This is a genomic window from Acidocella aminolytica 101 = DSM 11237 (assembly GCF_900129125.1).
Taxonomy (GTDB): Bacteria; Pseudomonadota; Alphaproteobacteria; order Acetobacterales; family Acetobacteraceae; genus Acidocella; species Acidocella aminolytica.
Map to the genome: position 1 here is coordinate 54,944 of NZ_FQVJ01000016.1, position 19,850 is coordinate 74,793.

The 19,850-nt window shown below is 62.6% G+C and carries 25 protein-coding genes; 15 read left to right on the forward strand and 10 right to left on the reverse strand.

The genetic code is table 11. From position 1 onward, the window contains the following. Positions 1–23 precede the first annotated feature (23 nt). Entirely contained in the window at positions 24–806 is a 783-nt protein-coding gene (locus BUB54_RS10255; protein ID WP_048878503.1) for a DODA-type extradiol aromatic ring-opening family dioxygenase, read from the reverse strand. Positions 807–942: 136 nt separating this feature from the next. Here BUB54_RS10255 and BUB54_RS10260 point away from each other — a divergent pair, with 136 nt between their 5' ends. Genes BUB54_RS10260 through BUB54_RS10280 form a run of 5 tightly spaced genes read left to right on the forward strand, consistent with a single transcriptional unit; the run spans position 943 to position 4,705 of the window. After that, on the forward strand, positions 943–1,497 hold the full coding sequence (locus BUB54_RS10260; RefSeq protein WP_048878444.1) for a NifU family protein: 555 nt from the start codon (positions 943–945) through the stop codon (positions 1,495–1,497). A 15-nt stretch (positions 1,498–1,512) separates the two neighbouring features. Next, positions 1,513–2,100 (forward strand): malonic semialdehyde reductase, encoded by a 588-nt coding sequence (locus BUB54_RS10265; RefSeq protein WP_048878443.1) that lies wholly within the window; start codon positions 1,513–1,515, stop codon positions 2,098–2,100. Further along, the gene (gene tsaB, locus BUB54_RS10270; protein WP_048878442.1) at positions 2,097–2,738 is read left to right on the forward strand and encodes a tRNA (adenosine(37)-N6)-threonylcarbamoyltransferase complex dimerization subunit type 1 TsaB; all 642 of its coding nucleotides are present in this window, start codon (positions 2,097–2,099) and stop codon (positions 2,736–2,738) included. Before BUB54_RS10265 ends, tsaB begins: the two co-directional genes overlap by 4 nt. A gap of 5 nt (positions 2,739–2,743) precedes the next feature. Next, a complete protein-coding gene (locus tag BUB54_RS10275; protein WP_158320093.1) occupies positions 2,744–3,193 on the forward strand; it encodes a GNAT family N-acetyltransferase in 450 nt (149 codons plus the stop codon). A 12-nt stretch (positions 3,194–3,205) separates the two neighbouring features. Next, complete coding sequence (locus BUB54_RS10280; RefSeq protein WP_048878501.1) at positions 3,206–4,705, forward strand: Ppx/GppA family phosphatase; 1,500 nt, start codon at positions 3,206–3,208, stop codon at positions 4,703–4,705. A gap of 55 nt (positions 4,706–4,760) precedes the next feature. Here the strand turns inward: BUB54_RS10280 and BUB54_RS10285 are convergent, their stop codons facing one another. After that, on the reverse strand, positions 4,761–5,243 hold the full coding sequence (locus tag BUB54_RS10285; protein WP_048878500.1) for a bactofilin family protein: 483 nt from the start codon (positions 5,241–5,243) through the stop codon (positions 4,761–4,763). Here BUB54_RS10285 and BUB54_RS20250 point away from each other — a divergent pair. From BUB54_RS20250 to BUB54_RS10300, 4 genes are all read left to right on the forward strand, one after another. Next, the gene (locus BUB54_RS20250; protein WP_139284868.1) at positions 5,242–5,436 is read left to right on the forward strand and encodes a hypothetical protein; all 195 of its coding nucleotides are present in this window, start codon (positions 5,242–5,244) and stop codon (positions 5,434–5,436) included. The genes BUB54_RS10285 and BUB54_RS20250 overlap by 2 nt on opposite strands. 87 nt (positions 5,437–5,523) lie before the next feature. Beyond that, a complete protein-coding gene (locus BUB54_RS10290; RefSeq protein WP_048878441.1) occupies positions 5,524–6,504 on the forward strand; it encodes an adenosine kinase in 981 nt (326 codons plus the stop codon). Then, positions 6,501–7,250, forward strand: a complete 750-nt coding sequence (locus BUB54_RS10295; RefSeq protein WP_199444687.1) for a sulfite exporter TauE/SafE family protein — start codon at positions 6,501–6,503, stop codon at positions 7,248–7,250. Before BUB54_RS10290 ends, BUB54_RS10295 begins: the two co-directional genes overlap by 4 nt. A gap of 9 nt (positions 7,251–7,259) precedes the next feature. Further along, positions 7,260–7,856, forward strand: a complete 597-nt coding sequence (locus BUB54_RS10300) for a LysE family translocator (RefSeq protein WP_048878440.1) — start codon at positions 7,260–7,262, stop codon at positions 7,854–7,856. Positions 7,857–7,862: 6 nt separating this feature from the next. Here BUB54_RS10300 and murI read toward each other — a convergent pair whose 3' ends face one another. The 6 genes from murI to BUB54_RS10330 all read right to left on the reverse strand — a co-directional run bounded on the left by murI (position 7,863) and on the right by BUB54_RS10330 (position 13,911). Beyond that, complete coding sequence (murI, locus tag BUB54_RS10305) at positions 7,863–8,606, reverse strand: glutamate racemase (RefSeq protein ID WP_048878439.1); 744 nt, start codon at positions 8,604–8,606, stop codon at positions 7,863–7,865. A 7-nt stretch (positions 8,607–8,613) separates the two neighbouring features. Further along, positions 8,614–9,774 (reverse strand): rod shape-determining protein RodA, encoded by a 1,161-nt coding sequence (rodA, locus tag BUB54_RS10310; protein ID WP_048878438.1) that lies wholly within the window; start codon positions 9,772–9,774, stop codon positions 8,614–8,616. After that, positions 9,771–11,657 carry a penicillin-binding protein 2 gene (gene mrdA / locus BUB54_RS10315; protein ID WP_048878437.1) on the reverse strand — a complete coding sequence of 629 codons (1,887 nt, stop codon included), beginning with the start codon at positions 11,655–11,657 and terminating at the stop codon, positions 9,771–9,773. Before mrdA ends, rodA begins: the two co-directional genes overlap by 4 nt. Beyond that, a complete protein-coding gene (locus BUB54_RS10320) occupies positions 11,654–12,199 on the reverse strand; it encodes a hypothetical protein (protein ID WP_048878436.1) in 546 nt (181 codons plus the stop codon). Before BUB54_RS10320 ends, mrdA begins: the two co-directional genes overlap by 4 nt. A gap of 2 nt (positions 12,200–12,201) precedes the next feature. Further along, on the reverse strand, positions 12,202–13,092 hold the full coding sequence (gene mreC, locus BUB54_RS10325) for a rod shape-determining protein MreC (RefSeq protein WP_048878435.1): 891 nt from the start codon (positions 13,090–13,092) through the stop codon (positions 12,202–12,204). Between the two features lie 150 nt (positions 13,093–13,242). Then, positions 13,243–13,911 carry a YggS family pyridoxal phosphate-dependent enzyme gene (locus BUB54_RS10330; RefSeq protein WP_048878434.1) on the reverse strand — a complete coding sequence of 223 codons (669 nt, stop codon included), beginning with the start codon at positions 13,909–13,911 and terminating at the stop codon, positions 13,243–13,245. Between BUB54_RS10330 and BUB54_RS10335 the strand changes: the two genes are divergently transcribed. From BUB54_RS10335 to BUB54_RS10345, 3 genes are all read left to right on the forward strand, one after another. Continuing rightward, positions 13,910–14,491 carry a thiamine phosphate synthase gene (locus BUB54_RS10335; RefSeq protein WP_048878433.1) on the forward strand — a complete coding sequence of 194 codons (582 nt, stop codon included), beginning with the start codon at positions 13,910–13,912 and terminating at the stop codon, positions 14,489–14,491. The genes BUB54_RS10330 and BUB54_RS10335 overlap by 2 nt on opposite strands. A 357-nt stretch (positions 14,492–14,848) precedes the next feature. Continuing rightward, a complete protein-coding gene (locus BUB54_RS10340; protein ID WP_048878432.1) occupies positions 14,849–16,120 on the forward strand; it encodes a porin family protein in 1,272 nt (423 codons plus the stop codon). Between the two features lie 162 nt (positions 16,121–16,282). Next, entirely contained in the window at positions 16,283–16,807 is a 525-nt protein-coding gene (locus BUB54_RS10345) for a DUF3576 domain-containing protein (RefSeq protein ID WP_241869351.1), read from the forward strand. 33 nt (positions 16,808–16,840) lie between these two features. Here BUB54_RS10345 and BUB54_RS10350 read toward each other — a convergent pair whose 3' ends face one another. Next, entirely contained in the window at positions 16,841–17,242 is a 402-nt protein-coding gene (locus BUB54_RS10350; protein WP_048878430.1) for a hypothetical protein, read from the reverse strand. A gap of 6 nt (positions 17,243–17,248) precedes the next feature. Beyond that, positions 17,249–17,587: a protein-tyrosine phosphatase family protein gene (locus BUB54_RS10355; protein WP_139284870.1), complete on the reverse strand. Its 339-nt coding sequence runs from the start codon at positions 17,585–17,587 to the stop codon at positions 17,249–17,251. A gap of 176 nt (positions 17,588–17,763) precedes the next feature. On the opposite strand from BUB54_RS10355, the gene BUB54_RS10360 reads away from it, so the two are divergent. The 3 genes from BUB54_RS10360 to BUB54_RS10375 form a co-directional block, all read left to right on the forward strand. Continuing rightward, positions 17,764–18,786 (forward strand): S1C family serine protease, encoded by a 1,023-nt coding sequence (locus BUB54_RS10360; RefSeq protein ID WP_048878428.1) that lies wholly within the window; start codon positions 17,764–17,766, stop codon positions 18,784–18,786. A gap of 2 nt (positions 18,787–18,788) precedes the next feature. Beyond that, a complete protein-coding gene (locus BUB54_RS10365; RefSeq protein ID WP_048878427.1) occupies positions 18,789–19,472 on the forward strand; it encodes a winged helix-turn-helix domain-containing protein in 684 nt (227 codons plus the stop codon). 222 nt (positions 19,473–19,694) lie between these two features. After that, the coding region (locus tag BUB54_RS10375; protein WP_139284871.1) for a transposase family protein at positions 19,695–19,850 on the forward strand (156 nt) is incomplete at its 3' end.

Sequence of the window (19,850 nt, forward strand, 5' to 3'; positions counted from 1 at the left end):
AATTTCGAGTCCGTGATTTTTTGTTAGGCGAACGCATAGGCATCCATGCGCATGAAGCCATATTCCACCGAGCTGTGCAGCCGTTCCGGTTGAATCGTGGGGCCGGCGGCGCCAAGGGCAACATGCAAGGGCAGCAGATGTTCCTCGGTCGGGTGTTCCTCAGCCGCATAGGGGGCGAGGCGGCGGTAATCCGCCAGGGCGGCGAGATCCCCCGCCATGATTTTGGCGTTCATCCAGGTGGAGAAATCGGTCACGTCCTGGGTTTCCGGTGCGTCGAGGGCCGGGCGTCCGCCGCGGAAGCGCCGCAGGTCGTGGGTGAAGGTGCCGGAACAGAAGATCAGCGTGCCTTCTTCCCGCAATTTACGCAAAGCGGTGCCCAGGGCGATATGGTGGCGCGTGCCGCGTTCCGTCTGCACGGAGAGCTGGATCACCGGGATATCGGCTTCTGGGTAGGCCAGCTTCAGCGGTACCCAGGCGCCATGGTCCAGACCGCGCGCATGGTCTGTGCTGCAGGGCAGCCCAGCCTCGCCCAGTAAGGCCGCCAGCCGCCCCGCCAGCCCGTGCGCCACCGGTGGGGTGTAGTGCTGGGCATAGAGTTCGGGCGGGAAGCCGTAGAAATCGTGGATTGTCTCGTTGGCGGCGGGGTTGCTCACCGTGGGGATGTTGGTTTCCCAATGGGCGGAGACGGCCAGGATCGCCTTGGGGCGCGGCAGTAATGTGCCAAGGGACTGCAGGAAATGCCGGGCGGGCGTGTCCTGCAGGATGGTCATGGGAGAGCCGTGGCTAATGAAAAATACGGGGAGCATGACGGCGAATGTGGCCAGCTTTGTGCTGCGGGGCAAGAGTCTGGCCGGGTTGGCCTTGCCAGAGCAGGGAAAAAGGACAATCTACGATTCCAGTATCAGGACAAAACCAGTCCGCTTTGCGGATGGAGGACTTATTATGTTTATCGAGACCGAAGGCACGCCTAACCCGGCAACGCTAAAATTCCTGCCCGGCCAGGTTATTCTGGGAGACAAGACGGCGGATTTCCCGGATGCGGACGCGGCGTTGATTTCGCCGTTGGCGGAGGCTCTGTTCGGGCTGGAGGGGGTTGTCCGCGTATTTATGGGCGGTGACTTCGTGACGGTGACCAAGGCGGACGGGGCCGACTGGCAAGGGCTGAAGCCGCAGATTCTCGGCCTGCTGATGGAACATTTGATGGCGGGCAAGCCGATCCTGCGTGAGGGGATTGCGCTGGAGGAAGAAGATGTGGACCCGGCGGATCAGGAGATTGTGGAGCAGATTAAAGACCTGCTGGATACGCGCATCCGCCCGGCGGTGGCCGGGGATGGCGGGGATATCATCTTCCGTGGCTACCGCGACGGCGTGGTGAGCCTGAAGATGCAGGGGGCCTGCGCGGGCTGCCCCTCCTCCACGGCGACGCTAAAGCATGGCATCGAGAATATGCTGAAGCACTATATTCCGGAGGTGACCTCGGTTACACAGGCGGCGTAACCGGGAGAAGGCACAATGGCTCTGGATGAAGCGGCGCTGGATGCGCTGTTCCGCAACGCGCGCACCCATTCTACATTCAGCGATACGCCCGTTTCGGACGAGGAGCTGAAGGCGCTGTATGAGCTGACCAAGCTGGGGCCAACCTCGGCGAATTGCTCGCCCGCGCGGTTTTTGTTCATCCGTACCGAGGAAGGCAAAAAGACGCTGCGCCCCTGCCTTTCGGGCGGGAATATAGAGCCGGTGATGGCCGCCCCTGTCACGGTGGTGGTGGCGTTTGACCCGCATTTCTACATGAAACTGCCGGAGCTTTACCCGGATGCGGATGTAAAGCCCTGGTTCTCCGGCAACCCGGACCTCGCGGAAGAAACGTCGATGCGCAACTCCTCCTTGCAGGGGGCGTATTTCCTGATGGCGGCGCGGGCGATGGGGTTTGCCACGGGAGCGATGTCCGGATTTGATAAGGTCAAGCTGGACCGGGCGTTTTTTGGGCAGAATGGCTGGAAGTCGAATTTCCTGATCAATCTGGGTCGCCCAAAACCAGATGAGACATTGCCGCCGCGTTTGCCGCGCCTGCCATTTGACGAGGCGGCAGAGTTCGCGTGAGCCTGATTGCGCTGGATGCCTCTGGCCCCCGCGCGGGGCTGGTGCTGATGGATCAAGACGGGGCGGTACGGCAACGCTGGAGCGCTCCGCTCAAGCCGGGGTTGATCGAAACCCTGCCGCTTTTGCTGCAAGAGGCGGCGGCGGGCCGGGAAATTTCTGACATTGCCGTTTGCGTGGGGCCGGGGAGCTTTACCGGCCTGCGCACCTCCATCGCGCTGGCGCAAGGCTTTGCGGCCGGGTGCCAGGCGGTGCTGTGGGGTATTTCGGCGGCGGCGGCGTATGGCCAGGCATTGCCGGGGCTCGCCCGCCCGCTTTGGGTGGCAATCCGCGCGCGGCGAGGGCGGCTATTTCTGCTGCGCGAGGACGAGGCGGTGGCGTTTGCGGATGCGGATGTGCCGCTGCCGCAAAGCCCCGTGGCCATTGCCGGGGACCAAGCGCAGTGGCTGGCGGCCATGCTGGCGGCCAAGGGGGCGAATGTAATGCTGACCGACGCAAGGCTGGTGGATGCCGCCTGGGTGGGCCGTGCAGCTTTGGCACAAAAGCGGGCAGGGCAGGCGCCGGGGGCGGCCTTGCCGCTTTATGTTGATCCGCCCGAAGCTAAACTGCCCGCCGCCGGGCTGCGCCCTGCCCCGGTATGAGCGGCATGATCGAAGCCGGTTCGGCCCATATCGCCGTGCTGGCGGCGATGCACAAGACGGTGTTTCCGCATGAGGCATGGGATGAGGTGGGCTTTACCACATTGCTGCGCCAGCCCGGCGTGCATGGGTTGATTCATGAGGGGGGCGGGTTTTTGCTGCTGCGCTCTGTTTTGGATGAGGCGGAGATTCTGACTATTGGCGTACTGGAAAAACGCCGCGGAATCGGTACGTCTTTGCTGCATGAGGGGCTGCGCCGTTTGCGCCTGGCGGGGGTGAGGACGCTTTATCTGGAGGTCGCCACGGACAACGCCCCGGCGTTGGCGCTGTATGAAAAGCAAGGCTTTGTGGTCACAGGGCGCCGGAAAGCCTATTATGACGACGGCGGAGACGCGTTGACGATGCGCCTTGAGCTAGCAGCCCCGTTGCAAGCGGGCCAAAGCGGCACTGGAGAGTGATTCGTGGACCAGATGATTCAAGCCGGCCAGCAATCCCACCCTATTTTCCGTCGTGCCGTGGTCGATCTCGGCTCAAACTCTGTGCGGCTCGTGATTTACGAGGGGGAGCTGCGCAATCCCATGCAGATATTTAACGAGAAGGCAGTGCTGCGCCTGGCCAAGGGTATGACCAGTACCGGGCGATTGAAGGAGGAAGCGCTGGTGCAGGCAGAGACGGTGTTGCACCGCTATGCCGCCATTGCCCGTGCCATGGGGGCGGGGCAGGTGGATGTGCTGGCGACCTCCGCCGTGCGGGACGCGGTGAATGGTCAGGAATTCGTCGAGGCGATGATGAAGCGTCTGCCGGATCTGCGGATTTCCATTTTGTCCGGCGAGCAGGAGGCAGTGTATTCCGCCGAGGGTGTGCTGTGCGGGATTCCTGGTGCGGACGGAATGCTGGCAGATCTGGGCGGCGGGTCGCTGGAGCTCATCCGGCTGGAAGCTGGCAAGGTGGGACAGGCCGCCACATTGCCAGTGGGGGTGATCCGGCTCGCGGATCAAGCGGGCGAGGATATCGGCCGGGCGCGGGCGGTGATGGATGAGGCGCTGTCCGGCGTGGCTTTTACGAGCGAGGCGGCGGGGAAGGATTTGTATCTCTCCGGCGGCGCCTTTCGGGCGCTGGCGCGGATTCATATCGCGCAGACGGGCTATCCGCTGAATATCGTGCATCATTACACCATCAACCGGGATGAGGCGCGTGACCTCGCCGGGGTAGTGAGCGAGGGGGGGCGCAAGCTGATTGAGCGTATGCCCGGCGTACCACGGCGGCGGATTGAGGATTTGCCTTACGCGGCGGTGATTTTGCGCCGCCTGCTGCGCGCCACCGGGGCGGCGAGGGTGGTGTTCTCGGCCAATGGGTTGCGGGAGGGATGGTTCTCGCGTCTGCTGCCGCCGACAATCAGAGCCGAGGACCCGTTGCTGGCGGCCTCGCGCGATCTGGTACGTGGAATGGTGCGTGACGCCAATCTGCCTCGCGCGCTGGTGTCCTGGACGGCGCCTTTATTTGCCAATGAGACGCACGGCCAGAAACGCCTGCGAGAGGCGGCGTGCTGGCTGTCTGATATTGGCAGCCACGAGCACCCGGAATATCGCGCCGAGCAGGCTTTCATGCGGGTACTGCGTCAGGCTGGGATGAGTCTTGACCACCATGCCCGCGCGTTTCTCGCCCTGGCAACGGCTGTGCGGTACGAGGCGCAGGCGGAGGCAGGGTTTCTGGCCCCGGCGCGGGCGCTGCTGGACATGCAAGCTGCGAAACGGGCGGAAACATTGGGCACAGCGTTGCGGCTTGCCTACACGCTCTCCGCCGGGACACCGCATTTGCTGGCTGGCACGGCGTTGACCTTGCAGCCTGGGCGGCTCGTGCTGGGGCTGGACGAAGCCAATGGCGTGTTTGCGGGCGATGCCGTGCTGCGCCGATTGGAACGGTTGGCGCTGATGCTGGGGCGCGAAGCGGAAACATTGATCAAGTCATGAAAAAACCGGGCCCGCGTTGGCGGACCCGGTTGGAATGTGGGCGCGGGGGTGCGGCTTAGGATTCGGAAACCTTGGCCGGGGCTGGCGTGTGGGCCGGGGCGGGGGCGTTGTCGCCCAGCATCTCGATACGACCAGTGATCTGCCCACCATCTTCAACCTGCAGGCGGCGGCAGCGGGCGGTGCCCAGCACACGGCCGGTATTACGCACGATCAGCGTGGCGCGGGCCACCAGCGTGCCGTCAATGGTGCCGGCGACTTCCGCGTCGTCAACCTCAACCTCGCCTTTAAAGACGCCGCCGGGGGCAATGGAGAGTTCGTTGGCGTTGATCATCGTGGCTTCCACGGTGCCTTCAACCACAAGGCGCTCAGCATCCTGCACCGTACCCTGCACGGAGATGCCGCGGCCCACCACCAGGGTGCGGCGGTCAGCGCTGTCGCGCACGGTGGAGGTCGGGGTTAGCGGGCGCGAAGTGGGCAGAGCACCGGGAGCAGTTGGTGTAGCGGGGATCGGCGGGGGCGCGAAAGGTGAGCGGGCCATGGAAGTCTCCTTGAAGCTAGGGGGAATGAAGCTGCCTGTTGAGGCGGTGTCTTCAGGCGAAGCGGAAGCGGACACTAACTGGTCCGCCGGGCGCGCTGCTGGTACCGGTTTGGGGTTGTCCGTCTTGCGCTTGTTGAACACAGATCCTCCGTGGTGGCTCATCGCGACTGATGTGCGGCGTAGCACGCGATAACAGGGCAAACAACCTTACCGCTCATTTGCCGAGGTTGGTTCGCGGTGCTAACCCGACGCCGCTGTAATCTGCGGAGATTTGACGAATATGGCCATATCACAATTCGATATCACCGGCATCGGGAATGCAATCGTCGATTTTCTGCTGCAAACGAATGACGAATTTTTAAGCCGTCACGATATGCCAAAGGGTGCAATGTCGCTGATCGACGTTGATACTGCGACCAAGCTGACTGGCGCGATGCAGGGTGCACTGACAGCTTCCGGTGGCTCGGTGGCGAATTCCTGCGCGGTGGCGGCGGCGCTTGGTGCCAAAGTCGCGTTTCTGGGCAAGGTGGCGAAGGATGAGATGGGTGAGGCATTCCGGCGTGAGATTGCCTCCGTGGGCGTGCATTACACCACCCCGCCGCTGGACGCACCGATCCCGACCGCGCGGTGCCTGATTCTGGTCACGCCGGACGGACAGCGCACGATGAACACTTATCTGGGTGCGTGCGGGGAGTTCGCGCTGCATGATCTGGACGAGACGGTTATTGCAGCGTCCAAGGTGACCTACCTTGAGGGCTATCTGTTCGACCCGCCGGCGGCCCAGGCGGCGTTTATCGAGGCGGCGCGCATGGCTCGCGCGGCGGGGCAGCAGACCGCACTCTCGCTTTCGGATGCGTTCTGTGTGGACCGGCACCGCGACGGGTTCCGTCGCTTAATAGCCGAGGGCGTGGATATCCTGTTTGCGAATGAGGCGGAGATCTGCAGCCTGTATCAGGTGAACAGCTTTGCCGAGGCCGCTGCCAAGGCGGCGCTGGATGTGAACATCGCGGTACTGACGCGCAGCGAGGCGGGCAGTCTGATTTTGCAAGGCGGGCAGGCCGTGAGCATTCCCGCCGCGCCGGTGCGGGTGCTGGACACAACTGGCGCGGGCGATGCCTATGCCGCCGGGTTCCTGGCGGCCTATACGCGCGGTGAGGGGCTGGAAGCCGCCGGAAAGCTTGGTGCCAAGGCGGCAGCATTGGCAATTGCGCGTATCGGCGCGCGCCCGCCCGCTACAGAACTGGCCGAGCTGACTGCATGATTCTCTCCGGCGTTGTGCTGGCCGTGGCGGGGTTTATTGCCGGGGCGCAGAATGCAGTGGCGGGCGGCGGGTCGTTTCTGACCTTCCCGGCATTGCTACTCGCGGGGCTGGACCCGCGCGCCGCCAATATTACATCCACCATCGCGCTGTTTCCTGGCCAAGCCACAACGGGCTGGACCGGGCGGCGCATGGCGGGTGGCGCGGCGGGGCTGTCCCTGGCCACGTTGTTTATTGTCAGTGTGGTGGGTGGAGGCATTGGCGCGGTGCTGCTGCTGGCCACGCCGGTGAGTATTTTCACTCATCTGGTGCCTTGGCTGATTCTGTTCGCCACGCTGGTATTTATCTGGGGCAGTTTCTTCAGGAAGCAGCGGGCGAAGGATGCGCCCCCGCCGATCAACCCGCGTACCGCCGTGCTGCTGCAATTCATGATCGCCGTTTATGGCGGGTATTTCGGCGGCGGGATCGGGATTTTGATGCTTGCCGCGCTGACCGCCGTGGGGCTGGCCGTGCGCCATGCCGGGGCCACAAAGAACGTGCTGGCAGGAGTGGTGAATGTGGCCGCCGTGCTGATCTTTCTGGCGGAGAGCAAGCCGCATTGGATGCTGATTCTGGTGCTGGGGATTTCAGCCATTATTGGAGGGCAGGTTGGGGTTTTGATCCTGCGCCATGTGCCGGAGAAGATTTTACGGGTGGTGATCAGCTGCGTAGGGATTGCGCTGACCGTCGGTATGTTCCTGAGGGCTTGAGTGCCTGTTATGTCTCTGCATGCGCTTTTAACCTTGTTTACCTTGGGCATGGCGGCCGGATGGACACCGGGGCCGAATAACGCCCTGCTGGCGAGCTCGGGCGTTAAATTCGGCCTGCGCCGGACAGTGCCGCACGCTCTGGGGGTGGGACTAGGGTTTCCGGTGATGGTGTTTCTGGTCGGGCTGTTCCTGGGCGCCGCGTTTCAGGCCAGTGCCTTATTGCGGGATGTTTTGCGCTATGGCGGCGCCGCGATGCTGCTGTGGGTGGCGTGGAAAATTGCCTCGGCGGGCGGGTTGGGGTCGTCCACCGGGCCGATCCGGCCTTTTCGCTTTCATGAGGCGGTGGCCTTCCAGTGGATCAACCCCAAGGGCTGGGTGATGGCGATTTCACTGACGGCGCAATTCATGAATCCGGCCCATATCTGGCTGACGGCGCTGATGGTGGCCGGAGTGTTTCTGGTGGTGGGGCTTAGCTCCGCCTTTGGGTGGGCGGCGCTAGGCACTGGGTTGCGGCGGTTTTTAGCCAAGGGTCACAGGATGCGGATTTTTGACATCACCATGGGGGCGGTGATCGCGCTGGGGGTGGTTGTGCTGTTGCGGGGCTGAGCCAGCTTAGGACGATAGCGCGAAGGGCGCCAGCAGGGCCGGGGGCAGCGTCTCTCCGGTGAAGTGGGCACGGCGCGGGGCGGGGCTGAGGCTAAGCGGCGCGATGATTTTCAGCGTTTGCCGTGCCACCGGCAAGGCCGGGTCGTGCCAGGAGATCTGCGGGCGCAGGGCCTGCAACTCCGGCAGCAGAAAGGTATAGTGGGTGCAGCCGAGGGCGATGGCGTCGATCTCAGCCCCGCCCGGCTGCTTGAACAGCGGCGCCACGGCGGTTGAGACATCCACCTCTGCTCCCCGGAATTTTTGCTCCGCCAACTCGGCCAAAGCGGGGGTGCCGAGGGAGAGCACGCGGCAATCCGGTGCGAACTGGGCAATCAGCCCGTTCAGATAAGGGCGGCGCACGGTGGCGGCGGTGGCCAGCACGCCGATAGTGCGGCTGCGGCTGGCGGCGGCGGCGGGTTTGATGGGCGGCACGCAGCCGATGAAAGGCAAGGCAAAGGCCGCGCGCAGGGCTGGCAGGGCGATGGTGCTGGCGGTGTTGCAGGCAATCACCACAGCGTCCGGCTGCTCACGGGCGATGGCGGTGCCGAGCACATTGAGAATATGGGGCAGCAAGATCTCGTCCGGCTTTTCACCGTAGGGGAAAAAGCCGTTATCCGCGAGATAGCTAAGCGGCAGGCCCGGGGTGAGTTGGTTGAGCGCGGCGACAACGCCCAGCCCGCCAATGCCGGAATCAAACACAAGCAGGGCCATGGGGCCGTCAGAGATCCTCTGTTTCAGGGAACTCCACGTCGCGGTGGACGTGAATAGACATCAGCACACCAAAGCCCAGCATCACGGCGGTCAGAGCTGAGCCGCCATAGGAGATAAGCGGCAGCGGCACGCCGCCCACGGGGATGAGGCCCATCACCATCGAGAGATTGACGAAGCAATACAGGAAGAAATTGGTGGCGATACCCAGCGCCACCAGCCGCCCATAAACATGCGAGCAGGACAAGGCGGTGTAATAAGCCAGCCCCACAATGGTGACGAGCAGCCCAATGACCCCGATGGAGCCGAAAAAGCCGAACTCCTCCGCGATGATGGTAAAGACGAAATCCGTCTGTTTCTCGGGCAGGAAGTTGAGCTGGTTCTGGGTGCCGTGCAGATAGCCCTGGCCGAAAAAGCCGCCGGAGCCGAGCGCGATCTTGCTTTGGATGATGTTATAGCCCGCCCCCAGAGGGTCCGCGCCGGGATTGAGGAAGATGTCGATCCGCGCTTTTTGGTAGGCGTGCAGATGCTCGTAAATAATCGGCGCGCAGACGGCGATGATGGCAACCACTATCGCAAACCACCACCAGCGTACCCCCGCCCCCAGCATCACCGTGGCGCCGATGGTGCCGGTGATAACGGCGGTACCGAGATTGGGCTCCTTTAGGATAAGCCCTACCGGGATTAAAATGGCGACCACAGCGGGCAGCACGAACAGCAGATTGCCGGTTTGCTCCGGCGTGGCGCGCTTGAAATAGCTGCCCATGGCCATCGCCAGAAACAGCTTCATCAGCTCCGAGGGCTGGATTTCGACGCCGCCCACGCTCATCCAGCGTTTGGCGCCCAGCCCGACATGGCCGAACTTCATCACCGCCAGCAGCAGCAGCACGCCAAGCAGCCAGGCGGGCCAGGAGAATTTGGCGATGAATCGTATATCCACCATGGCGATGCAGAGCATCAGCACCAGCGCGCCGCAAAAGCGGATGATCTGGCTTTGCGCGTAAGGCTCCGGCGAACCGCCGGCGGCGGAGTACAAGGCCGCATAGCCCACCCCCGCCAACATGCAGACGCAAAGCACGAACAGCCAGTTAACCCGCATGAGCTTGCGAGCAATGCCGAAGGAGCGCTCCCGGAAGGGGCGGTGCAGGCTGAGGCTGCCGGGCTCGATCATAGGGCGGGCACCTTGGGAGAGGTCAATGGCGGCATTGGCGGCGGGTTGGCGAGCGGTTTGTCGCGTCCGGCGGGGTCGTGCAGCAGGGCGTAGGTCATCATGTCATGCGCAATGGGGGCGGCGGATTGCGCGCCGAAATTGCCGTGCTCCACCACCACGGCGGCGGCGTAGCGCGGGTTTTCAACCGGGGCATAGGCCACAAACAGCGCGTTGGGGCGCTGGGCCCAGGCCATGTCCATGTCGTTATAGCCAGCGGCTTTTTCGGTGGCGGTGTTGTTATGCACCTGGGCGGTGCCGGTTTTGCCCGCCATCTGCACGTTGGGGATGGTCAGGCGGGCTCCGTAGCCGGTGCCGTTGGGTGTGTTGACCACCTCGAACAGCCCTTGGCGCACCACGGCCAGATGCGCGAAATTCACATCCAGCGGCTGCGGGGCGCCGGGAATGGAGGCGGGTTGCAGGGCGCCGCCGATCCGCCGGGCGATATGCGGAGTGATGTTGGTGCCGGTGCCGATCCGCGCGATCATGGTGGCAAGGGCCAGCGGGGTGAGCTGGAGGTAGCCCTGGCCGATGCCCTGTACCACCGTATCGCCCTGGACCCAATGGATGCCGCGTTGCTTCGCCCAGACCAGGTCCGGCACCTGGCCGCTCTGGGTGTGCGGAAAGTCGGAATGGAGGTCCACGCCCAGCCCCATAATGGAGGCCATGGCGTGAATATTGTCCACACCGGTATCCAGCGCGGTTTTGTAGAAAAACACGTCGCAGCTGACCTGCAGCGCACCGGTGACAGTGAGGCGGCCATGAGCGATATGGCCGTCGCACCAGAAGATATGGTTGCCTAGCTTGAAATAACCGGGGCAGTCATGGATGGTTTCCGGCGTCAGCGCGCCGCATTTCAGCGCCGCCATCGCCACGGTGGGCTTGAAGGTGGAGCCCGGGGCGAACAGCCCGGCGGCGGCTTTGTTGACCAAGGGGTGGCGCGGGTCGGTCATCCAGCTTTTCCACGTGTCGCTGGGCACGCCTTTGTCGAACAAGGTGGGGTCGAAGGACGGGGTGCTGGCCATGGCGAGAATTTCGCCGTTGGTGGCATCCAGCATCACCGCCGCGCCGGTATTGTTGCCCAGCGCCTGCATGGCGATCTGTTGCAGCCCGGCATCCAGTCCCAGCGCCACGGTTTGCCCAGGTGTGCCGGGGTCTTGCGCCACCACGCGCACAACCTCGCCATGCACGTTGGTCTCGGTCTGGACAAAGCCGGGCTGGCCACGCAGGGCGGTGTCCTCAGCATCCTCAGCGCCAGTGCGGCCCACGCGCATCCCAGGCAGTGCTAAGACGGCGTTTTCCTTAGCTTCCTTCTGATTCGGCCGCCCGACATAGCCGACCACATGCGCGGCCAGCGGGCCCAGAGGGTAGGTGCGGCTGGCGCCTTCCTCGACGATTACGCCGGGTAGGTTGGGGGTGTTGACCTCGATGGCGGCCATGTCCGGCCAGTCAAGCCAGTCTTTCAACAAGACGGGGATGTAGCCGGGATGCTCTGAAAGATCCTGCGTGATACGGGCCTTTTCCGTGTCTGAAAGTGGGACGAGGCGGTAGAAGTTTTCCAGTACCGCGTCCGGGTCCGGCGCCATGGCCTTCATGAACAAAGCGCGCCAATGTTGCTGGTTGCCCGCCAGCGTAGTGCCAAACCTGTCGGTGATGATCCCGCGTTCGGGCGCCTCAAGACGCTCGGAGATGGAATTCTGCTTCGCCATCAGGGCGTATTTGCCATGCTCGGCGACCTGCAGATGGTAAAGCCGCGCGGTGATGGCCGCGAAGATGGCCGCTTGCCCGGTGCCGATGAGCAAAGCGCGTCGGGTGAAGGAGGTGCGGTTCTTGGCTTGCCGTCTCATGCCATCTCCACCGCTGCCGGGCCGCGATGCGCGCGGATGAGCAGCGCCGCCAGAGCTGGGTACAGCCCCGCCGCCAGCAAGGTTTCCAACAGAGGCGGGGTCAGCGGCAGCCAGGTTTCGGTCAGGGCGGCTTCAGCCGCCCAGGCGAGTATGGACCACACCGCCACCAGCAGGACGAAGCAGGCCCAGACCAGCAAAAACCGCGCGGGAACCAGTTTGCGCCGGAGCAGCCAGGTCGCGCCTTGCAACAATAGCAGCAGCACTGCCCAGATCCCGAGAGGCGAAAGGTCTGCCAAGTCCAGCAGCAGCCCGCAAAGTGCCACTATTGGTGCGGGCAGAGAGGCGGGGCGATAGAGAGACCAGAAATAGACGCAGCCCATTGCATAGACTGGGCGCAACGCCGCCTGACCGGGAATGCCGAAGGGCATGCCGATGACGAACAGGCCAAAGATTAACGCTGCCAAGGGGAAAAGGCGGCGTGAGGCGGCATCCAATCGCCGCCATCCGGTGGCGGGACGGCGCAGGACGGGGGCGCGGGCCATGCTCAGTGCTTCCGGTGATGCCTGATGGACGAGGCGTCCGGCTTTTTATGAGGAATGGGTGTCAGGTCCGGCAGATTGTCCGGGTAGCTGAACAGGCGCAGTATACGCAAGGCACTGAGATGCGCCAGGGGCAGCACAACCGGCTGGTTTTGCGCGTTATAATGCACCACCCCAACAGGCAGGCCGGGTGCGAAGGCGCCTCCCTCGGCGCTGGTGAGCACCATGGCGCCCTCAGCGGGCGGCTGACTGGGTGACCAATAAAGCAGAGACGGGTCAGGGCCGTTATTGCCGACCATCAAAGCGGGCTCGCCGTTGGCGCCGATGGCCACGGGGATGCGGCTGTTAATATCCGTGATTAGCAGCACGCGGGCGGAGCGGGAGCCGGCATCCACCACTCGCCCGGCAAGGCCGCGCCCATCCATGGCCACGGCGCCGAGCAGGGTTTGCGGGTCGCCATTACTGGGCGGCACCAGCACCAGAACCGAGCGCGCATAAACACCGCCGAGATCCGCCACCACCTCGCCGGTGGAGAAATGCGGGGTGGGCGGTGGCACGAAATGCAGGGAGGCTTTCAGTGCGTCGTTTTGCGCCTGCAGGGCCATTGCGACTTCTTGCCATTGCAGTAGCTCTTTATTCTGTGCGCGGAGCTGTGCGTTTTCCTGGCTGAGTTCAAACAGATGCCCAATGGCGCCGGTACTATGCTCCACCGCCTGAATGGGGCCGGAGACAAGCATGTAGGCCGGGGCCAAAAGATCATCCAGCGCTGAACGCAACCGGTCTGATAAATGCTGGTCGGCCCTGCCGATTAAGACACAGCCCAGTGAAAAGACGAGCATCACGGGCAGGGTTAAGCGCGACAAGGCTTGGCGGAACGGGATCGATAATCTGATCACCGGAAACTATTCTCCAGGAGGCAAGCGTTTAGCGGATGCAGATACAGCCAAAAGTCGTCGCCGCACAGGGCCAGGGAGGGGGAATCCTGCTCAGTTGGCTAATTAAAACATTAAAACTGAATTTCTGGTTAATTTGAAATGCAGGATGCTTCAGGCTGGCAGGTCCCGGTGCCCGAAAATGGCAGTGCCGATGCGGATATGGGTGGCCCCGGCGGCGATAGCGGACTCATAATCGCCGGACATTCCCATTGAGCGCACGGGCAGGCCGTGCGTGTCGGCCATGGCGGCCAGCTTGTGGAAAAAGGGTGTGGGGTCGCCCTCGGCGGGGGGAATGCACATTAGCCCTTGCAGCGCGGTGCCGAAGCGCGCGCGCATAAGGCGGATGAAGGCGTCCGCCTCCGCCGTGGGGATGCCGGATTTCTGCGGCTCGTCCCCAATATTCACCTGCACCAGCAACTCCGGCAGGCGCCCGGCGGCCTCGGCGGCGCGGGCGATGGCGTCGGCCAGGCGGGGGCGGTCCAGGCTGTCGATCGAATCCGCCAGCCGCACCGCCTGCTCGGCTTTGTTGGTTTGCAGTCCGCCGATAATGTGCAGCTTGGCCCCCGCAATGGGGAATTTGCTGGCGGCTTCCTGCACCCGGTTTTCCCCGAACACGCTGGCCCCGGCCGCCATGGCGGCCAGCACTGCCTCCTTGGGGTGGGTTTTGCTGACGGCGATAAGCGTGATGGCCTCAGGGTCGCGCCCGACATTGCGGGCGGCGGTGGCGATGCGGGTGCGGATGGTTTCGAGATTCCGGGCGATCAGGCTAGGGTCAGACATGGATTCACGGTTAATCGCCTGGGCGCGCGCGGTAAAGCGGCGCCATGCCGGGCCGCCGCCGCTCTGGTTTTTCACGGATGAGGCCCGCGCCCCGGACCCGCTGTCGATTATAAGGCGTTTGCCACCGGGCTTGTGCGGGGTGCTGCTGCGGCACGATTCGCACCCGCACCGCGCCGCTTTGGCCAAGGCGGCGGCGCGGCTCTGCCGGGCCCGGCGGCTGGCGCTGATTATTGCTGGCGACGCGAAGCTGGCGGCGCGTCTGCAGGCGGGGGTGCATCTGCGCGGCGGGCAAGGCGGGCGGCCAACCGGCTGGCATGGCGGGCTGGTGAGTGCCTCAGTGCATAATGAGGCGCAGATGCGCCGGGCGCGCCGGGCCGGGGCGGAGCTGGTTTTCATCTCGCCGGTTTTCCCCACAGCGAGTCATCCGGGTGCTGTGGTTCTGGGGGGGGCTGGCTGGCGGCGGCTGGCACGTCAAGCCGGGCGAATAAAGCCTTACGCGTTAGGGGGAATTAATGGCGTAAACATGAAGAGGACAGGTCTCCTGTGTGCCGGAATTGGGGCGATCGACGCTTTTCTTTAAGGCAATTAGCGTAAAAATGATGCGGTTTAGGGCCTGCTTTTGCGGGTAAATTGGCGGTTTTAAAAATCTATCTTTTTGATAGTTTATTGTTGCGGGTTTGGGCGTGTTTTTTCTATAGCTGTTGGTTTTTCCAATAAAAAGCTTCGTATGTATTTAACATAAATGTCATATACATGTGGCGTGTGTGCCACAGTGCCATGAATAAGACTGTTCCGGGCGGTTCGGTGATTGCATCTGGTTGGCGATGAAGATTTAAGGATCTCCGAAGCGCCGGTTACATTTTTTGGCCGGTGCTGAACTCAGGGGGCCTTCTTGGCCAGTCACATCGCCTTTCGAGGCGAATGAGGAGATGAATTGATGCGCAAACTTCTTTTGGCCTCCGCGGCCACGCTGCTTGCTGGCGGCGTTGCTTTCGCCCAGCCCTCCAAGCAGGTTGCGGCGCCCGGCTCCGTCGTCGTTCACCTGAACGGCTATTTCCAGTATGGCTTCGGCGTTTATGGCGCCTCCAACATGGGCAGCGACGCGGCTGGCTATAAGCTGAACAGCACCGGCACCTTCGGTGATTTCCGCCTGTTTCCCGGCTTCGACGGCCAGACCACCAGCGGCATCTGGTACGGTTTCCAGGGTGAGCTGCGGACCCTGCTGTCCAACGCTGGTCAGGGCAAGAACAACAACTCAACTAACGGCAACGGCTTTGCCGGCCTGTATGTGCAGCGCGCTTATGGCTATATCGGCATGCCCGAGTATGGCTTTGTGCGTTTCGGCCAGACCGACTCCGCCTTCACCCTGTCCCAGACCGGTGTGATCGAGGACTTCGGTGACGGTGCGCAGTTCAACTCCGACGGCGGTGCCGTCATGCTGCTGCCTTCCGCGCCGGGCAACTTCATCTACGCCGATTACAGCCACCTCTACACCACCAACAAGATCGTGTATGAGAGCCCGGCTGTTGAGACCCTGGGCGGCAAGCTCTCCGGCATCATCGGCTTCGAACCGAACTCCAACGGTATCAAAGAAGGCTATGCCTCCACCGGCAGCGCCGAAGGCGCCAACGCCGCCTCCATCGCTAACGGCAGCAACTCCCGCCGCCGCAACACGCTGGACGTGTCCGCGACTTATGCCAACGAGATGTCCGGTTTCGCCAACAAGGTGTCCATTGCTTACTTGCATGGCGCGCCGCTGAGCAGCACCAATGGATCCTATGGTGCTGCCGCGCCGTATGGCTATGACGAGTTGAGCGTGTTCCAGGCTGGCGCGCAGACCTCCTTTGCTGGTCTGACCGTGGGCGGCAACGTCAAGTGGGGCCAGGTTGAAGACGGTTACGACTTCAAGCCGAAGGGTGCCCGCAACGCGCTGGGTTACATTGTGGGTGCGTCCTACAAGATCGGCCCCTACACGGTTGGCGCGTCTTACTTCAACCAGCAGTCTTCCGGTAAGTATGTCCCCGGTACCACCACCTATGCCCGTACGCTGAGCGAGTATGGTGTGGCAGCTGGCGCCAACTACCAGTTGGCCAAGCCGATCGGCCTGTTCGTGCAGTACCTGTATGGTCACCAGCACCAGCCGCATGGCATCTCCACGGGCAACACCCAGGAGCAGGTGCTGGCCGCTGGCGCTACCCTCAAGTGGTAATCAATTAGAGCAGTCCCTTAACGGGGGTGTTCAGGAAAGGGTGGCGGGTAACCGTCACCCTTTTTGTTTGAGGATACGCTTTGTATCTCGTATGGCCGCAGCCCTTGGCGGAACCGGGGTTGGAGGCTAAACAGCATGCAGTTTCGGGCTTGGAGAGCAGAATTGAGGATTATTCAACGTATCGCCGTTCCCGCCAGCTTGGCGCTCAGCGTCCTGTCTCTCAGTGCCTGTAGTGGTGTTAAAACCTCAGCCCCGACCGTGGATAATTACGAGATGGGCGGCATGGGGCCGCCATCCGAAGGGTCAGGCTCGCTATTCACCTTGGGCAAGGGCGCAAGCGGTACCACCGGTGTGAACACCAATATCCAGGTCAATGCATTCCTCTGGCGGGCTTCGCTGGATACGCTGTCCTTTATGCCGTTGGCGTCCGCCGACCCGTTTGGCGGGGTGATCATCACAGATTGGTATAGCCCGCCGTCCGAGCCGGACACGCGCTTTAAAGCCACGGCCTATATCCTCAGCAAGGTTTTGACCGCTGATGCAATTCAGGTGAGCGTGTTCGAGCAGGTGAAGCAGAATGGGCAGTGGATGGACACGCCAGCCGATCCGTCTCTGGCCAGCGGGCTTGAGGACCGGATTCTGGCCCGCGCCGCTGACCTTCAGGCCGCGGCCAAGAATACCAAGTAAGCCAAGCCCCTCTTTGCTTGATGTGAAGGGGGGTTAGTCCTTGGTGGGGCGGCTGGAGGTGAAATATTCAGCCAGCGCCCCCGCGATGACCGCTGCCATTATCGCCTTGCGCGGGTCGCGGCGGACAACCAGCGTGGCAAAGCGCAGGCCAAGCATCAGCACGCCCAGCGCGTCCTCCGCCAAGCTGGGCTGGCGAGAATTCATGCGCCGCAGGGTCAGGCTGACGCCGAGCGCCACAAGCCCCGCCACCACCAGCAATGCCACCCCGCAGATGCAGGCCGCCGCCGCTGGGCCGAGGTGACCGCTGACCCAGATGAAAAACGCGGCGGTAAAGAAGCCCAGCGCACCCAGCGCCGCGCACAGCACGCAGACGGCCATGGCCACCCATAGCGCGGTGCTTTTTCCAATAAAGCTGGCGCGGCGGGCAAGCGACATTCAGCTTTAGCCGCGGCGCAGGAGGCTGGCGGCCAGCAGCCCTGCGCCGAAGGCCAGGGCCATGGCGGCCAAAGGCCGGGCGCTGGCTTCGGTTTCCAGCTTGGCCACGGCATCCTTGCTGGAGCCTTTCAGCCGGGCGCCTAGAATTTCCAACTCCTCCTCAAGCGAGGCAACGCGGGAGGACAGGCTGCCGCCGTTCAAATATTCGGTGATCTGATCCAGGGCGGTATGCGCATTGTCGCCCAGCTTGTCTGCGGCATCGCCGAGTCCGGCGCGGAATTTTTCGAATTCCTGGCGCAGATGGTCGATGTCAATGGAAGATGGATCGATACGTTTCGCACACATGCTGTTGTCCTCCTTCATATCATAGTGACGTCGTAAGGTGGTGCAGTGTTTTCAACTCTCAAGCAGTTGTATTGGACTATAATTGCGCTTCGTGCGCAACTATCTCCAGGGCGGCTTGGTGCCGCGCCGGGGGCTGGCATGGCGCTGGTCGCTGGTCGAGGAAAATGAGAACGGGCATGATTTGGCGAAGTTTGCTGCTGGGTTTGTTTTTGGTCTGTCCGGTGGTTGCCTCGGCGCAGTTCAGCTTATTTCAAGGGGCGCCGCACTCCTTGGCGCCGCTGGTGAAGCAGGTGGCGCCCAGTGTCGTGGGTATTACCGTGACCGAAGCCTCCGGCAATGCGGCGGGCAAAACGGCGCCAGTGCGAGGGGGTAAATCCACTCCGCCTTTAACTGAGGCGGCGGGGTCGGGTTTCATTATCAGCGCGGATGGGATGATCGTCACCAACGACCATGTCATTGCCGGCGCGTCGGAAATTACGGTCACACTGGATAATGGCGAAAAATTTACCGCCAAGTTAGTTGGGGCAGATGACCTGACTGATATCGCCGTCATTAGAATTCATCCATCTCATCCGTTAAAACCGGCTCATTGGGCGGACTCCAGCAAGGTGCAGACCGGGGATTGGGTGCTGGCCGCGGGCAACCCGTTCGCGCTGGGCAACTCCTTCACCCTGGGCATCGTCTCGGCCGAAGGGCGGGATATTGGAGAGGGGCCGTTCAATCACTTTTTACAGCTCGACGCGCCGATCAATCCCGGTAATTCCGGGGGGCCTGCGTTTAATATGGAAGGCGGGGTAATTGGCATAAACTCAGCGATTGTCTCGCCTTCCGGCGGGTCGGTGGGGATTGGATTTGCGATTCCCAGCAACAGCGCCGCACCCATTGTCGACCAGCTCATGGCCCATGGTATGGTGGCGCGTGGGTGGCTTGGCGTCTCCGTCGCGGACCCGACGGATGGCGCGCCGGGGGCGCTGATTACCGGGCTGGAGGCTGGTGGCCCGGCTGACCGTGCTGGACTGGTGCAATCTGACATAATTGTAACAGTGAATGGTGAGTCAATTTCCGGTGCGGACGGGCTGACGCGCGCGATTGCATCCATGCCGCCTGGGCGGCGGGTTGTCCTTGGGATAAAAAGAGATGCACATATATTCCACTTACCGGTCACCGTTGGGCGGCGACCGGCCCAAATAGGGGAGTAATTATGCGGATACTCGTCGTTGAAGACGACAAAGATGTCGCGGGCTTCGTATTAAAGGGGCTGCGCGAGGCAGGCCACACGGTGGAGCATGCGGATAACGGGCGTGACGGGTTATTCCTGGCCGCGTCCGAGAATTTCGATGCGATCATCCTGGACCGTATGCTCCCTGGCGGGATCGATGGTCTGCGCCTGTTGGAAACGCTGCGTGGGCAGGACAACACTACGCCGGTGCTGTTTCTCTCCGCGTTGGGGCAGGTGGATGACCGCGTGAAAGGGCTGAAGGCTGGTGGGGATGATTATCTCACCAAGCCCTTTGCCTTCGCCGAATTGCTGGCTCGTGTTGAAGCGCTGACGCGTCGTGGCAAGAGCGATGGCCCGGCCACGCGGTTGCAGGTGGGGGATCTGGAGATGGATCTGCTCTCACGCTCCGTACGGCGCGGTACACAGAAGATTGATCTACAGCCGCGTGAGTTCCGGCTGCTGGAATATCTGATGCGCCATGCCGGGCAGGTGGTCACCCGCACCATGCTGCTGGAAGGCGTATGGGATTATCATTTTGACCCGCAGACAAATGTGATCGACGTGCATATCTCCCGTTTGCGTCAGAAGATCGACAAGCCGTTCGAGTCCGCGCTGCTGCATACGGTCCGCAATGCGGGCTATATGCTGCGGGCTGACGCCGTCTGAGCCGGTCTCCGTTCGGCATAATGACGGAACGCAGCCAAGCGGCGCCCAGCGGGGCGCCGCCGGTCAGGCGCAAACGCCGCGCGCTGTTTCGCTCGGCCGGTGTGCGGTTTGCCATCATCTATGCCACGGTGTTCCAGGGGTTACGCATGAAAATTTCGGGCATAGTTGACGGCATGGAATCGGGTGTGATTCGGGGAGTCTCCTTGAGATTGGGAGACGTGCATGTCGGTGAGGCGGCTTGTGGAGGAATTTTCGGCGTTGGAAGACCCCCGCTGCGGCGGCAAGGTTGAGCACCGGCTAATTGATATTCTGGTGATTGCGGTGTGCGCGGTGATTGCCGGGGCGGAAAGCTGGGAGGATATGGCACTGTATGGCCGT

Coding starts and splice junctions, on each gene's coding strand:
- BUB54_RS10255 (WP_048878503.1), bottom strand. CDS start 806: ATGCTCCCCGTATTTTTCATTAGCCACGGCTCTCCCATGACCATCCTG.
- BUB54_RS10260 (WP_048878444.1), top strand. CDS start 943: ATGTTTATCGAGACCGAAGGCACGCCTAACCCGGCAACGCTAAAATTC.
- BUB54_RS10265 (WP_048878443.1), top strand. CDS start 1,513: ATGGCTCTGGATGAAGCGGCGCTGGATGCGCTGTTCCGCAACGCGCGC.
- BUB54_RS10275 (WP_158320093.1), top strand. CDS start 2,744: ATGATCGAAGCCGGTTCGGCCCATATCGCCGTGCTGGCGGCGATGCAC.
- BUB54_RS10280 (WP_048878501.1), top strand. CDS start 3,206: ATGATTCAAGCCGGCCAGCAATCCCACCCTATTTTCCGTCGTGCCGTG.
- BUB54_RS20250 (WP_139284868.1), top strand. CDS start 5,242: ATGGAAGTCTCCTTGAAGCTAGGGGGAATGAAGCTGCCTGTTGAGGCG.
- BUB54_RS10285 (WP_048878500.1), bottom strand. CDS start 5,243: ATGGCCCGCTCACCTTTCGCGCCCCCGCCGATCCCCGCTACACCAACT.
- BUB54_RS10290 (WP_048878441.1), top strand. CDS start 5,524: ATGGCCATATCACAATTCGATATCACCGGCATCGGGAATGCAATCGTC.
- BUB54_RS10295 (WP_199444687.1), top strand. CDS start 6,501: ATGATTCTCTCCGGCGTTGTGCTGGCCGTGGCGGGGTTTATTGCCGGG.
- BUB54_RS10300 (WP_048878440.1), top strand. CDS start 7,260: ATGTCTCTGCATGCGCTTTTAACCTTGTTTACCTTGGGCATGGCGGCC.
- murI (WP_048878439.1), bottom strand. CDS start 8,606: ATGGCCCTGCTTGTGTTTGATTCCGGCATTGGCGGGCTGGGCGTTGTC.
- rodA (WP_048878438.1), bottom strand. CDS start 9,774: ATGATCGAGCCCGGCAGCCTCAGCCTGCACCGCCCCTTCCGGGAGCGC.
- mrdA (WP_048878437.1), bottom strand. CDS start 11,657: ATGAGACGGCAAGCCAAGAACCGCACCTCCTTCACCCGACGCGCTTTG.
- BUB54_RS10320 (WP_048878436.1), bottom strand. CDS start 12,199: ATGGCCCGCGCCCCCGTCCTGCGCCGTCCCGCCACCGGATGGCGGCGA.
- BUB54_RS10335 (WP_048878433.1), top strand. CDS start 13,910: ATGGATTCACGGTTAATCGCCTGGGCGCGCGCGGTAAAGCGGCGCCAT.
- BUB54_RS10330 (WP_048878434.1), bottom strand. CDS start 13,911: ATGTCTGACCCTAGCCTGATCGCCCGGAATCTCGAAACCATCCGCACC.
- BUB54_RS10340 (WP_048878432.1), top strand. CDS start 14,849: ATGCGCAAACTTCTTTTGGCCTCCGCGGCCACGCTGCTTGCTGGCGGC.
- BUB54_RS10350 (WP_048878430.1), bottom strand. CDS start 17,242: ATGTCGCTTGCCCGCCGCGCCAGCTTTATTGGAAAAAGCACCGCGCTA.
- BUB54_RS10355 (WP_139284870.1), bottom strand. CDS start 17,587: ATGTGTGCGAAACGTATCGATCCATCTTCCATTGACATCGACCATCTG.
- BUB54_RS10360 (WP_048878428.1), top strand. CDS start 17,764: ATGATTTGGCGAAGTTTGCTGCTGGGTTTGTTTTTGGTCTGTCCGGTG.
- BUB54_RS10365 (WP_048878427.1), top strand. CDS start 18,789: ATGCGGATACTCGTCGTTGAAGACGACAAAGATGTCGCGGGCTTCGTA.